At 37.4% G+C, this 14,757-nt stretch carries 18 protein-coding genes and 1 other RNA gene; 10 read left to right on the forward strand and 9 right to left on the reverse strand.

Annotated features, from left to right (window positions below):
• Positions 1-26 precede the first annotated feature (26 nt).
• The 6 genes from G413_RS12430 to G413_RS0108020 all read left to right on the forward strand — a co-directional run bounded on the left by G413_RS12430 (position 27) and on the right by G413_RS0108020 (position 3,212).
• The gene (locus G413_RS12430) at positions 27-632 is read left to right on the forward strand and encodes a PhoU domain-containing protein (RefSeq protein WP_244910605.1); all 606 of its coding nucleotides are present in this window, start codon (positions 27-29) and stop codon (positions 630-632) included.
• A 229-nt stretch (positions 633-861) separates the two neighbouring features.
• A complete protein-coding gene (locus G413_RS12095) occupies positions 862-1,278 on the forward strand; it encodes a hypothetical protein (RefSeq protein WP_051130180.1) in 417 nt (138 codons plus the stop codon).
• A 283-nt stretch (positions 1,279-1,561) separates the two neighbouring features.
• Entirely contained in the window at positions 1,562-1,921 is a 360-nt protein-coding gene (locus G413_RS0108005; protein ID WP_022790378.1) for a PBECR3 domain-containing polyvalent protein, read from the forward strand.
• A gap of 241 nt (positions 1,922-2,162) precedes the next feature.
• On the forward strand, positions 2,163-2,459 hold the full coding sequence (locus G413_RS0108010; protein ID WP_162138404.1) for a tyrosine-type recombinase/integrase: 297 nt from the start codon (positions 2,163-2,165) through the stop codon (positions 2,457-2,459).
• A gap of 41 nt (positions 2,460-2,500) precedes the next feature.
• Positions 2,501-2,971 carry a tyrosine-type recombinase/integrase gene (locus G413_RS0108015; RefSeq protein ID WP_022790380.1) on the forward strand — a complete coding sequence of 157 codons (471 nt, stop codon included), beginning with the start codon at positions 2,501-2,503 and terminating at the stop codon, positions 2,969-2,971.
• On the forward strand, positions 2,943-3,212 hold the full coding sequence (locus G413_RS0108020; RefSeq protein ID WP_027969126.1) for a tyrosine-type recombinase/integrase: 270 nt from the start codon (positions 2,943-2,945) through the stop codon (positions 3,210-3,212). Before G413_RS0108015 ends, G413_RS0108020 begins: the two co-directional genes overlap by 29 nt.
• 161 nt (positions 3,213-3,373) lie before the next feature.
• On the opposite strand, the gene ssrA is transcribed toward G413_RS0108020, so the two are convergent.
• The 9 genes from ssrA to G413_RS0108060 all read right to left on the reverse strand — a co-directional run bounded on the left by ssrA (position 3,374) and on the right by G413_RS0108060 (position 10,522).
• Positions 3,374-3,763, reverse strand: a transfer-messenger RNA (tmRNA) gene (gene ssrA, locus G413_RS11965).
• Between the two features lie 20 nt (positions 3,764-3,783).
• Positions 3,784-4,236 (reverse strand): SsrA-binding protein SmpB, encoded by a 453-nt coding sequence (gene smpB / locus G413_RS0108025; RefSeq protein ID WP_022790381.1) that lies wholly within the window; start codon positions 4,234-4,236, stop codon positions 3,784-3,786.
• A complete protein-coding gene (locus G413_RS0108030) occupies positions 4,236-5,438 on the reverse strand; it encodes a CapA family protein (RefSeq protein WP_022790382.1) in 1,203 nt (400 codons plus the stop codon). The genes smpB and G413_RS0108030 overlap by 1 nt, the downstream gene beginning before the upstream one ends.
• A 57-nt stretch (positions 5,439-5,495) precedes the next feature.
• Entirely contained in the window at positions 5,496-6,365 is an 870-nt protein-coding gene (locus tag G413_RS0108035; RefSeq protein ID WP_022790383.1) for a sugar phosphate isomerase/epimerase family protein, read from the reverse strand.
• A gap of 73 nt (positions 6,366-6,438) precedes the next feature.
• Positions 6,439-7,398: a transketolase family protein gene (locus G413_RS0108040; protein ID WP_022790384.1), complete on the reverse strand. Its 960-nt coding sequence runs from the start codon at positions 7,396-7,398 to the stop codon at positions 6,439-6,441.
• A complete protein-coding gene (locus G413_RS0108045; protein WP_022790385.1) occupies positions 7,391-8,254 on the reverse strand; it encodes a transketolase in 864 nt (287 codons plus the stop codon). Before G413_RS0108045 ends, G413_RS0108040 begins: the two co-directional genes overlap by 8 nt.
• Before the next feature lie 53 nt (positions 8,255-8,307).
• Positions 8,308-8,586 carry a PTS sugar transporter subunit IIB gene (locus G413_RS0108050; RefSeq protein WP_022790386.1) on the reverse strand — a complete coding sequence of 93 codons (279 nt, stop codon included), beginning with the start codon at positions 8,584-8,586 and terminating at the stop codon, positions 8,308-8,310.
• A gap of 20 nt (positions 8,587-8,606) precedes the next feature.
• The gene (locus G413_RS0108055) at positions 8,607-10,034 is read right to left on the reverse strand and encodes a PTS ascorbate transporter subunit IIC (protein WP_022790387.1); all 1,428 of its coding nucleotides are present in this window, start codon (positions 10,032-10,034) and stop codon (positions 8,607-8,609) included.
• A gap of 32 nt (positions 10,035-10,066) precedes the next feature.
• The gene (locus G413_RS0108060; protein ID WP_022790388.1) at positions 10,067-10,522 is read right to left on the reverse strand and encodes a PTS sugar transporter subunit IIA; all 456 of its coding nucleotides are present in this window, start codon (positions 10,520-10,522) and stop codon (positions 10,067-10,069) included.
• A 272-nt stretch (positions 10,523-10,794) separates the two neighbouring features.
• Between G413_RS0108060 and G413_RS11265 the strand changes: the two genes are divergently transcribed.
• The 4 genes from G413_RS11265 (at position 10,795) to G413_RS11270 (ending at position 14,670) form a co-directional block, all read left to right on the forward strand.
• Positions 10,795-11,364 carry a hypothetical protein gene (locus tag G413_RS11265; protein WP_051130181.1) on the forward strand — a complete coding sequence of 190 codons (570 nt, stop codon included), beginning with the start codon at positions 10,795-10,797 and terminating at the stop codon, positions 11,362-11,364.
• A 119-nt stretch (positions 11,365-11,483) separates the two neighbouring features.
• Positions 11,484-13,505, forward strand: a complete 2,022-nt coding sequence (locus G413_RS0108070; RefSeq protein WP_022790389.1) for a BglG family transcription antiterminator — start codon at positions 11,484-11,486, stop codon at positions 13,503-13,505.
• Between the two features lie 10 nt (positions 13,506-13,515).
• Positions 13,516-14,181: a deoxyribose-phosphate aldolase gene (gene deoC, locus G413_RS0108075; protein ID WP_022790390.1), complete on the forward strand. Its 666-nt coding sequence runs from the start codon at positions 13,516-13,518 to the stop codon at positions 14,179-14,181.
• Positions 14,182-14,223: 42 nt separating this feature from the next.
• The gene (locus G413_RS11270) at positions 14,224-14,670 is read left to right on the forward strand and encodes a flavodoxin family protein (protein WP_022790391.1); all 447 of its coding nucleotides are present in this window, start codon (positions 14,224-14,226) and stop codon (positions 14,668-14,670) included.
• Positions 14,671-14,757 lie beyond the last annotated feature (87 nt).

Genomic DNA, 14,757 nt, shown 5'->3' on the forward strand with positions numbered 1-14,757 from the left:
AGGTCAATGATGAAGTCATGCGCATGATGAAACTTGCCTATACCAATGTATCGGATGCCTTTGACCAACTGATCAACTACAAGGAAGATCGTTCCAAATCCATTCAGAAGCGGGAAGCAGCTGTTAACTTCTTAAACAGTGCTATTTCTAAATACATTACCGATGCCTTTGCTTATGGTAACTTAAATCAGGAAACAACCAAAGCTTTAACCGCTTATTATACGATGTTGGTGGATATTGAGCGTATCAGTGATTATGCGATCAATATGGACCGGCAAGCTTTGATTATCGCAAAAGAAACGACCAATGAGGCAGAGAAAACAATTTTGCGAAAGATGAAGAAAAGAACTTTCAAAATGCACGATTTTATCTTCGATCTTAACAAAGCAAACAGCTACAACAATCAGATTGATGAGAACACACAAGAATGGAGAACAGCTCAGATCCAGGGCTTAAAAGACAAGAGCATTTCCAGTGAACTGGGAATTGCCTTCTCCAGAATCTTAACGGATTATGATCGAATCAATGATCATGCGGTTAATCTGGCTGAAGAAATCGATAAAATTGACAAAGGTTTACTTGAAACAATGATAGAAGAACATGCACTGATTCCAGAAGGTTCTGTTTCATAATAAACCGTATATTTATTTCATTTCCCTATGCTATATCGATGTCATAAAAAAATAAATTCCTACTTTATGTGATCTACGTGAAAAGGAACAATAACAAACAGAAGTACATCAACTGCTTAAAAATATAATGAAGTACGATGATAGTATCCGAGATTAAATTTTAGATTTTTTTAGACTTATTAACGTATTTGGCCATAAAGATAAACATACTTTGAGGAGGAAAGAGCTTATGAAACAAAGTATCATTTCAAGAGTTTTAAAAATTGGTAGTTTAGTGTTATGTGGACTCGGTATAGTTGGATCTATTCCATTATCAAACGAAATGCAGTACATTTCTGCAAAATACTCGTTTTCAGATGCAATATATGAAGCTGTTTTCTCACCTGAAAAATTTTGCACATACGCTTTTAGTGTCATCTTAATTTGTTCATTGATTTACGCTTTCGGTGAATTAATTGAGCATACTTATAACAATTCACAATATCTACTGAAACTTATTAATTTAAAAGAAAAGGAATTGGAACCTAAATTGCCTGCAACTCCAAAAAAGAAAGAAAGTGATATCCATGAAAATCGGAGTAAGGAAGCCAAGTCTGAAAAGATCATTGAAAGCCAGGACAACAGCGAAAGCAAAAAGGCAGATTAAACGAGCTTTGATTCCCGGATACGGGAAGAAAGGTATGGGATGGATAAAGAATCCTAAAAAAGCAATGTATAACAAGGTTTATAAAAAGACAACGTTTAGTATCTTTGATTTGTTTAAATAAAAATCCTTTCAGCGCCAACTGAGAGGATGTCAGAAAAGCGGATATGCCAATATCTGCATTACATAAAAAACTTCCGTAACAAACTTTTCCTCATCAGGTAGACGTACTCTGCGAAATAAAATAAGTTTATTTTGATAGATGTTCATAGAAAGGGATTAATAGATGTTAGTAAAGGTTGGAGAAATTAGTCTAAGGTTAATTCAGCTGTTGGGATTAACGTGTGCTCCAGGCACGCCAATATTTATGGGACCAAGCAATATAGAACATATGAAGAACAAACATCCTGATGACTTTAATACCTATCATGATCAGATTCCCTCAATACTAAGTAGTCCGGACTATGTAAGAAAATCATCTGACGGAAGCATTGAATATGTTAAAGAGTTTAGATACAACTCCGAATACGTAAAAGTAGCTGTTCGCATGTCTGGTGGCTATACGTGGTACCTACGCACCATGTATGTACTTAATACAAATAGAGTCAATAACTATATCCAAAAGGGAACTCTGCTGAAATATTGAATTTTCTTCAATTAAATGTTAATATACTACTGCAACAAGGTTAATACAAGAATGCTGAGGGCGGAACAGGCAGCCGCCACCCATTGTTAGGAGATGTAGGAATCGTCACCCTACCTCATTCTTGTTTCAACAAAGCACTAGTTCAGAAATGGGTTAGTGCTTTTTGCTTTATTAAAGGAGTAAACAAAAAAAACACTAACTAAGGTGTTCTTCACAATAGAAGGTACATACCTTGTTGTCAGTGTTCAAAGATGGAAATTCATGGGCTTATAAAGGAAAGATTGCTGTTCCTTTTGAACCTGGAAAATATAAAAGTTATTACAAAAAGGGATTTTCTAAAAAGAAAGATGCTCAAAGAGCAGAACAATTGTTTAGAGATAACTTTTCTACACACCAAAAAGATATCACCTTCGATGAATTAGTAAATCTATATCGTGCCAACTATCGGACACAGAATGTAAAAGAATCAACTTTAATTGGTGATAAAAGCCATTATAGATTGCATATTCAGCCAGTATTAGGCAAATATCCATTATAAGTCAAGTTACTTCGCAAGCGATTGATTTATGGAAATCCTATATGATCAAAAAGCCTAAAACAGAAAGAAAAAAGAATAAAAATGAATATTATTCTGCCACTACAATAAATCATGCTAAAAGCGTAATTAGTAAATACTTATCATATGCGGTAAGGCTCGGTTACATATCTTATAACCCTTGTCATAATGTACCAAGTTATCAAAATAGAGAAGAACTTAAAGAAAGACAAGAAATAAAATTCTGGGAAGTCAACGAGTTTAAAACATTTATAGCATCTGTACATGAAAAACGCTGGAACGATATTTTTACATTTCTATTCTTTACAGGATTACGTGAATCAGAAATGTTTGCTTTGTCATGGAGAGATATCGATTTTCAAAAATGCACTTTGAGAATCAATAAGTCTATTGCGTATAAGACAAAAGTATCTCCCTGGAAAATAACGACACCTAAGAATGAAAACTCCATTAGGATTATTGATTTTGCAGAATACTTTATTAGATCGATTTAAAAATCGTTTAGAAAAAGAAAAACATAAAGACGGATTCACGCTTGATTATTTTATATTTGGAGATATCAAACCCGTGTCTCGATCTGACTTGGCGCGTAAAATGGATTATTTCATACGGTTATCAGGGGTTTCACGAATCACACCCCACGGTCTTCGTCATAGTCACGCTTCCTTTTTGATCAAAAGCAAAATTGACGATTCTTTGATTGCTGAAAGATTAGAACATACAGTGCAAAGCTAAGAGAAACATATGCACATATATATATGATTCTATGAGACAAGACATGAAAAAATATTAGATGAAACATGTAAAATTGAATAAAATTCACAAATTTCGCAATTTTTTCGCAGTTTTTGATGAAATATAAAAAAACTCCTTTATGTAAAGGAGTTATCAGCTATTGGTGGAGATGAGGAGAGTCGAACTCCTGTCTAAGCAAAGTCCCACGATACAACGTTTACAGCTTTTCTTATCAAAATAATCCTAAGCTTTGGATAAGAACAAAGATCTTAAGATGTGATCCTAAAATTTTCGTATGAAGTATCGGACCGCTACTTCATCTTATCTTCTTTATGTGTCCTGCAATAGCTAATAAGAAAGCGAACCTAGACTATTGGGGCTGCAAGCCAAACGTAGGCAATTAAATTAGGCAGCGAAAGCCATGCTCTGGTTTACACCAAAAACATTAGCAAGTTTAGTTTTAGCAATTAATTTTAAGTGGTTTTTACACGTGTCCTTCGTGGCTGTGGTCCTATCCAGACATTTACTCATCGAATACCATAAACATCCCCAGGAAAGCCATTATAGCGTACTAATAATCGTTCTTCAAGGCCTTCTGTATTTCTTTTTGCGCATCCTTTTTCTTCTGTGCTTCTCGTTTATCATGCAGATTTTTACCCTTAGCCAGAGCAATCTCTAATTTCGCCAAGCCTTTACTTAAATAGAGTCGTGTAGGTACTACTGTATAACCTTTTATACGTGCCGACTGCTCCAACTTTAAAATCTCTTTTTTGTGCAATAAAAGTTTTCTATCCCTGGTTTCCTCATGGTTAAATATATTTCCATGCTCATACGGTGCAATATGCATTCCCTTGATATAAGCCTCGTTACCATAAAAACTAATATAAGAGTCTTTTAACTGTACCTTTCCTTTTCGAATACTTTTGATTTCCGTTCCCTTTAAACAAAGACCAGCTTCAAATCGATCATACAACTCATACTCATGACGTGCTTTACGATTTTCCGCAACTAATTTCTGGTTCATTATTCAACTACCACCTCGATTCCTTCCGGTGATCCCATGATTTCTTTTACATAATTTTGAATCCAAGCCTTAGACATATCATAGCCTAAAGAAGCCACATAATGTGTTGGAATATAATCATCGTTGTAATCATGGATCATCATCACTTTAAAAGTAGTGAAAGCAGGATCATAATACATCACCGTTGGTGTAAATTTCACATCGTTAAATGATGTTTCCTGTGTATCAAAATCATACTGTAAGGTAAAGCTGGCCATACCGCCAACCATACCTTCGTTGGTATCTTGCGCACTTAAAAAGTTTCCTAAAGAATAATAACACAAAGTATCCTGTTTTTCGCCTTGGATGATTTCTGCCGGTTTGATGACATGCGGATGTGTTCCAATGATAACTTCAACACCCCACTCATTCATCTTTTGCGCCAAGGCTTGTTGATCGGCTTCGATTTCTGTATGATATTCCGTTCCCCAATGCATAGAGACGATCTGCACATCGCTGATTTTCGATAATGCTTCCATGTCTTTTTGAATTTGATCTTCGTTGATTAATTCCACCAGCCATGGCATATCTTCCGGCAGCGGTATTCCATTCAAACCATATGTGTATCCTAAAAGACCCACTTTGATACCGTTTACTTCACGAACGATATATTGATTGGATTCTTCTTCACTGCGATAAGCTCCTGTCACCGAAATATCCGGATAGTTTTCATGAAGATAGTTTAATTCCGCCAGTAAGGCATCGCTGCCTTTATCTAAACTGTGATTACTGCTGGCAGCTAACCAGTCAAATCCTGTATTGGCAACCGCATCCAAGATTTGTGTTGGGCCGTTAAACTGCGGATAATGACTTAATCCAAACTCTTCACCGGCACAAATGGTTTCCTGATTGATAAAAGAAAGATCGGCTGGTTCAATATAAGGCTTCATCAAGGCATAGTCTTCCTTAAAATCATAATCGGTGACACCCATTTCATATTGCGAGAAAATCGCCTGATGAATCAAATTATCGCCTACACCTGCAAAGGTAAAAGATGAACTGCCTTTTTCTTCTTTCGGTTCAATCTTTGTTTCGGTTTCCTGCTTCACAGTCTCTTGTTTAGGGCGCATAAAATACACAGCACCGGAAACAATGCTTGATTCCACTGACAGCACAACTAAGATAGCTAATAAATATAAATATACACGTTTTTTTCGATTCATATCTTAATCATACCAAAAATAAAATCGAAAAAGAACATCTTTTCGGATGTCCCCTTTTTAGGATTGAATAAGTTGTCTCATGCTTTGAATGGTTTGTGTAAAATCAACTTCCGGTTCCAAAGAAAGAAAACAATCACATTTGTCTTGTATTTTCTTTAATAAACTATCATAAGCAATATCCCCATTCAATAGTGGAACGTGCACAAAAGGTTTTACAAGACCGGAAACATAATGATAGTTTTTCAAATGAATATGACCTATATAAGGATGTAGATGCATGAATTCTTCTTCCAAGTTCCAATCCATATACGTTTCCGGTACATTTTCGCGAATGGCACGATAAGAATTTGCCGGATCCCATAAAAGCTTTAAATAAGGATCATTTATTTCTTGTATAACCTGGTATGTCATTTTCCCTTTTGGTAAATGCGAATATGGACAATTCTCCAACATTAATGTCACATGATGCTTTTTTGAAATATGTAAAGCCTTTTTAATATTTTCGATGATCTTCTCAAAATCATGTTTTGTTCCATAGGGGCCTTTTCGATTGTCCGGCCAGCGAAAGGGAAAAATGCGAATCTTTGGGCACTCTAATGCATTGGCAATCCAACAAGCATTTTCCAATACTTTTAAATGATATTCCAAGTTTCCTTCTATAGAATAAAAATTTGGATTAAATAAAGATACCTCATCCTCTGGATACAATGGGCATAAAAAGAATATGGTACTTGCGATATTGGATACTTTTACAGAATATCGTTTCAACAATCGTTGAATCTCGTCTACTTCTTCTCGGGTACATGTTTCAATAGAATGGCCAAATACATTATGCAATTCCACATATTCATAGCCTTCTTTTACGATAATATTTAAAGCTTCTTCTAAATCTTGGCTCACCTGATCACTGATGATGGAATTTTTCATGATATCACCTCATGATTATCATAACATTATAATGTTTATTCCCTAATAAAAAGATTGGATTTTTGATCCAATCTTACTTTAACAATGTTTTGATGGTTTCTTCTAAATCTTGTGCCGTCAGCTTGAACTCTTTTTGAAGAAACTCTGGAGTTCCCACCTGACCAAATCTTTCGTTGACACCATGGCGTTTAAAAGGTACCGAAATATTATTTTCGGCAAGTACCTCGGCCACAGCACTTCCCAACCCACCTGTAATGGAATGATTTTCAAAAGTCACGACTGCTTTTTTGCCTTTTGCTTCTTTGATGATCAAATCAACATCCAATGGCTTTATACAAAACATATCGATTACAGAAACCGAAAGATTTTGTTTTTCCAGGTTTTGTGCACAGTCTAAAGCATCACTGACAAGCTGACCCGCTGTTATGATCAATACATCCGATCCCTCTTTCAAAAGAATTCCTTTTCCCAATTCAAATGTAGAACCCTCTTGATAGACATTACGGCAAGCTTTACGATTCGCTCGAATATAGTGCACACCTTCTCTTTTCGCAAACTCTTCAATGATCCAGGCCAGCTGCACTGCATCGGCCGCATCACAAACGATGGCATTCGGAATAGCGCGCATCAAGGCCACATCTTCCCATGTCGTATGGGTGCCTCCATTGGGACCTGCACAAAAGCCCGGATCAGAGCCATAAATATTGATCGTATTTCCGGCATAAGCTCCAGATAAATAAATCTGATCATATACGCGTCTTGTCGCAAAAGGTCCAAATGTATGCATAAATGGTTTAAAGCCAACCGTTGACATTCCGGCACTGACTCCCACCATATTGGCTTCACTGATACCGCATTGAATAAAACGATCTGAATAGGTTTTAGCAATCTCGGTGAACTTACTGGCACCGCCGAGATCCCCATCCAAAGCCACTATATTTTCATCCGTTGCCATCAGTTTAAGCAAAGTATCGACAAAAACCGTACGTAATTCTTTTCCTTTTTTAGTACGATCTTCGGTTAATTTATACATGAGAAGTTGCCTCCTTTTGAATATATGCTTCTAACGCCTGAATAGCTTGATCGGTAGCTGCATTGATTTCATCGGTATTAAATTTAACCGAGTGATTTGCCATCATATTTTCAAAGTAAGGCACGCCAGCTCCCTTGATGGAATCTAAGACAATACATACAGCCTGATCTTGCACTTGTTTGACTTTTTCGATGGCTTCATCAATTGCTTCAACGCTATTTCCTTTTGCGGTTTCTACGTGGAAGCCAAACGCTTTCATCTTTTCCGCAATATCAAATGGATTCATAATATCTTTGGTATAACCATCCAATTGTTTTTTATTGTCATCAATGATCACGATACAATGATTCATGCGATAATGCGCCAGATATTGAAAGGTTTCCCAACACTGTCCTTCATTGAGTTCCCCATCACCGACAATACAATATACATACGCTTTCGAACCTTTTAACTTTAATCCTGTTGCGATTCCGGCAGCCGAACTGGTTCCTTGTCCCAGTGATCCGGTTGTCATATCGACTCCAGGCGTTTTCAAACGATCCGGATGGCTGGGCAGCCTGGTTCCACCTTCATTTAGCGTATAGAGCCAAGATGGATCAAAATATCCTTTTTCTGCCAATACACTGTACCATCCAGGACCGGCATGTCCCTTGGATAAGACCACTCGATCACGATCTGGCATTTGGGGGTTTTTAGGGTCGATATGAAGCTGCTTACCATATAAAACACTCATCAACTCTACAATAGAAAGAGACCCTCCCAGATGTCCATATCCTCTATGCTGAAGCATTTTAAGCACGTCCAATCGTATCTTGGCAGCTAACAATTCTAGATCATGTTTTTGCTCTTGATTCATATGTCATCCTCCGCAGTTAGAATAAGGGAGGAGCTTTCAGCCCCTCCGATTGATTAAAGACCAAATTTTTCTCTGAGCTTTGTTTCCATTTCGTTAAGATCCATCAGCTGGTCTAAAATGATTTTATTTTTTAAATGTGTAACCTGTGGCTCCAAATCTTTACCGACTACAAACAAATCAGCGCTTCCTTCTGTGATTTCCCCAATGGCAGTATGTTCCACACTTACTCCTTTGATTCCTAATTTTTGAAGAACTTTTTCAACATTCATTCCAACAATCATACTGCTTCCCAGTCCTTGTCCGCAGCAGCACATAATTTTTCTGATTTCCATAAATTCAATCCTTCTTTCTTTTATTCAGCTGCCGTAGCCTCTTTCTTTTTTGGTGCTACATAGTTATAGATAATTGGCAGCAGATATACAACGATACATACGATCAACAAAGCAGATCCCTGCACGTACTGTGCAATGTTTCCAAATACGATTCCCATCCATGAGAAGTCAGCATCGGAGAATGTACAGTTGGCAAAGTTCAGTGCCCCCATAACCGGCATACAAATAGCCGGCAAGAAAGTAATCAACAATCCATGCATGAATGATCCGAATACACATCCCTTTAATCCACCTTCGGCATTGCCAAATACGCCAGCTGTGGCTCCACAGAAGAAGTGTGGAATAACTCCCGGTAAAATCAATGCTACCGGAACAAAGGCGCTATTGATAAATACCAGAATGAACAATCCAACGATTCCACCTAAGAAAGATACCAGGAATCCAATTAAAACGGCATTGGCTGCATAAGGGAATACAACCGGACAGTCAATAGCCGGAATAGCTCCCGGAACCAGTTTTTCCGCAATACCACGGAAAGCAGGAACGATTTCACCGACGATTAAACGCACACCACTTAAGATGATATAAACACCACCGGCAAAGCTTAAACCAGATGTGATGGCCCATACAGCCCAATGTGTCTGTGTTTCAGCTCCCACATTCAACAATCCGCCTAAGTTTGTATAAGTTGCCAATAAGGTTTCTGGATCTTCAGCCAAGATTCCTTTACCTACCGCAATACCGGTAACGATCAAAAAGAATACGACCATGGTCAGACCAATGGCTACAGTTGTATCGCGCAAGAATGTCAAACGCTGTGGGAAGTTGATATCTTCACTGGATTTGCTGCCTTTAAACAATTTTCCACACTGTGCCGCAAACCAATAACCGGCTCCACCAAAGTGTCCAAAACCTAAACCATCGACTTTGACGATCTTTTTCATGGTAGGCTGACAGATTGCCGGAGAGAAAGCCATGATAAATCCCAGAAGCAGACCGCCACCGATCCACAACTGAACACCTGTTAAACCACCGACATTCAGAATAACCGCTAACATACATGCCATATACAATGTGTGGTGACCTGTTAAGAAGATGTAATACCATCTAGAGAATCGGGCGATCACGATATTAGGGATCATACCGATACACATGATATACGCTGTATCTGTTGCGAAATCCTGCAATCCTAATGAAACGATAGCTTCATTGTTTGGCACAACGCCCTGCATATTGAACGCATAGTTGAAAATATCACCAAATGCATTCAATGAACCTGTCTGCAGGAAGCTGGAACCTGCACTCAGTACTAAAAACCCAACGATCGTTTTTACTGTTCCCTTAACGATATCTTCAATGGGTTTTCTCTGAAGCGCCAACCCCAATAATGATAATAGACCTACTAAAATGGCCGGGGTTGACAATATGTTAATGACAAAATCTAACATATATCTCTTTTTTCCTCCTCTTTACTCAACGCTTATTTATTTTCGCAAGTACTGGAGATAAACAGGTCATATATCTCTTTAGTACTTGGTGCGTCCAAAATTTTTTGAACCTTTTCAGGATCTGAAAATATATTGCTTACGGATTGAATTCCTTCCATATGGCTCACTCTGTCTTTGGCAACCAAAGTCACAAGCACTCTGACATCATAACCATCCGGCGAAAATTTTACCGGCTTCTTTAATACGGTCACCGCCATCTGTGTCTCGTTGACACCGGCTGCCAGACTGGCATGAATCAGCGCCAGATTTTCACACAGCACATAATATGGACCAAATTTTTCTGTACTCTCAAACACGGCTTTTTCATATTCTTCGGTACAGAATCCCTGCTCGATCATCGGCCGGCAGGCAACTTTGACAGCTTCTTTCCAATCGGAAACGCTATCGATCATGAAACAGTTTTTTTCTTGAATCAAATCTGTGATCATTCTTTTCTCTCCTACCTTTGTCGTTGTTTTCTACCCAAATTATCAATGTCGATTCTTGCGAAAACAAGACCAAACTTTTTCCCAAACTTGTGCAACGCATTAGTTGCAAATATCTACAAAATAAAACGCTTTTCTTATATATGCACCTTGTTTCTGCAAACATTTTCGTATTTTGATTGCACAAAAAATCTAGGAAATGCGAAAAAATCTGTACTCGTTTTCCCTTTTTGGAGTTGGTAATATTAAACATGTTAAAAGGAGTGTAAATTTCTATGACAACCATGCAAGCGGCTGTTTTCGTGACCCTGCTATTTATTGCACTGGCCATTCCCTTTATCGTGCGAAGTATTGTCTGGTCACGTTTTATCAATCAGATGAAAAAAGGAGATGCACAAAAAGCCCTTTCCATTTTACGGTCTAAAAGCTATAAGCTTCTTTTCAGTGAATATGATCAAAACTGGAATATTCTTCGTGTGTATATCTCGCTTGGAGATTATAAGAAAATCGCCGCACAAGTAGAGTTGATGTTTCAAAAGCCACTTTCCGAAAGACAAACTTATCAGATTGCAAGTCAGACATACTTTTATTTTCTGGATGCGCAAAATAAAGAATGGTCTAAACTTCTTTTGGAAAAGATCAAAGATTCCAACCACCCCGAAGAATATGAATACGACTGTATGTTATATCGGATTATGATCGAAAAAGATAGTAAAGATATAGAAACGATCGAAAAAATGCTTGCCAATAAGGAAAAGGATGTTGTAAAAAAGAGTGACCAGGAAGATCATGCATTCAATATCGGCTTGCTCCAATATTTACTGGCTCTGCAATATGGATATTAGGGAAATACATCAAAAAAAGAAAGTTACGCCAGAAAAGCCAGAAATAATTTGAAAAACACGCCCTATTACCGAAAGGCAAAACAACTTATCGCACACGGTTAAAGAGAAAGGAAGATTCTATGTCGATTATCTATACATTGGATAAAAGATGTCAGGAAATATTGAAGATTCTCATGTATGCCAAAGGATATGTCAAAGCACAGGATCTGGCGGATGAGCTTCATATTTCCAAAAGAAGTATTTATTACGACTTGACAAAAATCAATGAATGGTTGACGGACAACGATCTTCCATTACTGATTCAGGAAAGAGGAAAAGGGGTACTGGTTCCTTCAGATGCCATCTCCTTGATTCAGAAAAAAATGGATGCGCAGGATCTGGGCAATCTTCCCGTTTTCACACCGGAAGACCGACAATATATTGAAATCTGCACGATGATCTGTAAAAACCGAAAATTGTATATCGAAGATTTTATCGACTTATGTCAGGTCAGCCGTAATACCATCATTAATGATTTAAAAGCTGTGATCCGCTTTTTGAAACAATACAATATAGAACTGCATTATGATATTAAATCCGGTTATGAAATTATAAGAGAGGCTGTCAAAAAAAGAGCCATCTTTTTCATGTTGTTTCCGCAAATATTAAATCATTATCAAAATAGAAAAATACTCACTGAATATGAAGATGAAGTCATTTCCATTCTTTCAAAGCTTCGACACATTGAAGAAGAACTGGATACCGAATACGTCAGCGGAATTTTACCAACTTTAGCTTTATTTATGGCTACCCTGCCTAATCAACACGATACTTTAAATTTTGCAGATATGGATGAAGAAGAAATCGTTCAAACCAAAGAATACAATCTAGTACAAAAATATTTTTCTAATTTAGAGACAAGTGAAAAAATTTATGTAACCCTTCATCTTTTAGGTTCTCGATTACAGACGATTCCGGTGAACGTTTCCAAAGAACAAGGAGAAACCTATGAGATGTCTAAATTATTAGTTTCTGAATTTGAAAGACTTTCATATGCTTATTTTAAACAAGAAGATGAACTGATCAATGCGATCAACGCCCATTTAAAAACATCGCTGTATCGTTATCGATATGGTATTCAATTGGGAAATCCTTTATTGAACAATATAAAAACAGAATATGAAGAATTGTTTGAACTGACAAAAAGAGCCTGCCATGTCTTAGAAAAGAAAATAGGTACGATGATCAGTGATGCCGAAGTTGCTTATTTAACACTTCATTTCGGTGCTTTTTTGACCATCAATCAAGATGATAAAAAAGAATTTCGAATCTTGATTATTTGCCCCAATGGCATTGGAACCGGAAATATGCTGCGTAATGAAATTACTGCTTTGATTCCTCAGGCCACAGAAATCTGTAATTTACCTTTGAGTTTATACAACGAAAACCATGGATATGATATTGTCATATCCACAGTTATTCTTCCCAATGAGAAAAAGCTAGTTGTCGTACATCCTATTTTGACCGATCAAGATCGAGTAACAATTCTAAGAAATTGTATGTACACCGATCCGCATGCGAAAATGCAGATTGATGAAATCACAAAGATTGCCAGCAGCTATATGAATTCCACAAACCTAATTAAATTCCAAAAGAGTTTACAAGAATATTATTCAAGCATACAGATTCCTAAAGTTCCTCACCGAAATTTTGGTCAGACTTTATCCTATTATCTGTCTGCCAAACATATTCAGGTTTGTTCCAAAGAAGTCGATTGGGAAGAAGCCTTACGTATTTCCTGTAAACCTCTATTAGAAGATCGATCCATTTCAGAAAGCTATGTCAATGCCATCATCAACGATCAGAAATACAAAGGACTCTATATGTTTTTAGCGGATGATCTGGTACTGGCTCATTCTGCCATTGAAAACGGTGTTCATCATGTGGACGTCAGTCTATGTACCTTTAAAAAACCGGTTCGTTTTCTGAATGGAAAATATGCTAGAATTATATTAGTATTAGCGGCTGAAGATCAAACAAAACACATCCGGATCTTGAATGATGTACTCGATATTTTCTCCAAGAAAAAAAGTATCGATCAAATCGTCGATCTAGATTCACCATTGGAAATCAGCCATTATATTGCCACACACATTGATTAAGGGAGGATTTATGTACACAAAATCAGAAATCGCAAAAAAATTCGATCACACTTTCTTAAAGGCATTTGGAACGAAAGACACAATTGACACATTATGTCAGGAAGCTAAAGACCTTCATACATACAGTGTATGTGTGAATGCGTGTTGGGTGTCTACATGTAAGGAAGATTTAAAAGATACTGATGTAAAAGTATGCTCGGTCATTGGTTTTCCATTAGGACAATGCGGATTGGAAACAAAGATGTTTGAATGTAACTATGCACTTGAACAAGGCGCCGATGAAATCGATTATGTGATTGATGTAGGGCAGGCCAAAATGCATAACTGGGCATACCTTCAGGAAGAAATGAATCAATTAACTCAGCTTTGTCATGAGCATGAGGCAAAAATCAAAGTCATCTTTGAAAACTGTTATTTAGAGAAAGAAGAAATCAAAAAACTCAGCGAGATTGCCAAAGAAGTAAAGCCTGATTTTATCAAAACAAGCACTGGATTTGGTACTGGAGGTGCTACCGTAGAAGATGTCAGACTGATGAAAGAAACTGTAGGTGATCTGGTAGAAGTAAAAGCGGCCGGTGGTATTCGTGACTGGAATACGTGCAAAGCCATGTTGGAAGCCGGCGCTACACGCATCGGAATCAGTGCTTCAAAAGCTGTACTCGATGAAATTCAATAATTTTCCCGTGAAAGTCTCACGGGTTTTCTTTATACTAAAACTATGAAGATTACACAAATCCACGCTCTGTATTGGAGTGCAACCGGACATACTCGAAGAATTGTGCATCACATTTGCCAATTTCTTTCACATTCATTCATGGTTCCTGTCATCGATACAGACTTGACTTCTTTCAACAAGCGACAAAATGATTTTGAAATTTCTTCAACTTCGTTTCTTGTTTTTGGCATGCCTACTTATGCCGGGAAACTTCCAAATAAAATCATGCCTTTTATTAGAGAGCATGTACATGGCAGTCAAACTAATGTGCTTGCCATCGTGACCTTCGGAAATCGAAACTTTGATCATGCATTGGCTGAACTTTGTTTTCTCTTGTCCGAAAATCATTTTTGTATCAAAGGAGCAGCTGCCCTTGTCTGCGAACATGCGTTCAGTCAAAAAATCGCCACCGGACATCCCGATACAAAAGATTTTAAACAAATCGCTTAACCTCCAATTTGTTGATATAGCCTTTTAAGTAATCGCAAATTTAAAAAGATCTTCTTTTCGTATTTGACGAATAAAAAAGTAACTAGC

This window comes from Faecalicoccus pleomorphus DSM 20574 (assembly GCF_000420345.1).
In the GTDB taxonomy this organism is placed as follows: Bacteria; Bacillota_I; Bacilli_A; order Erysipelotrichales; family Erysipelotrichaceae; genus Faecalicoccus; species Faecalicoccus pleomorphus.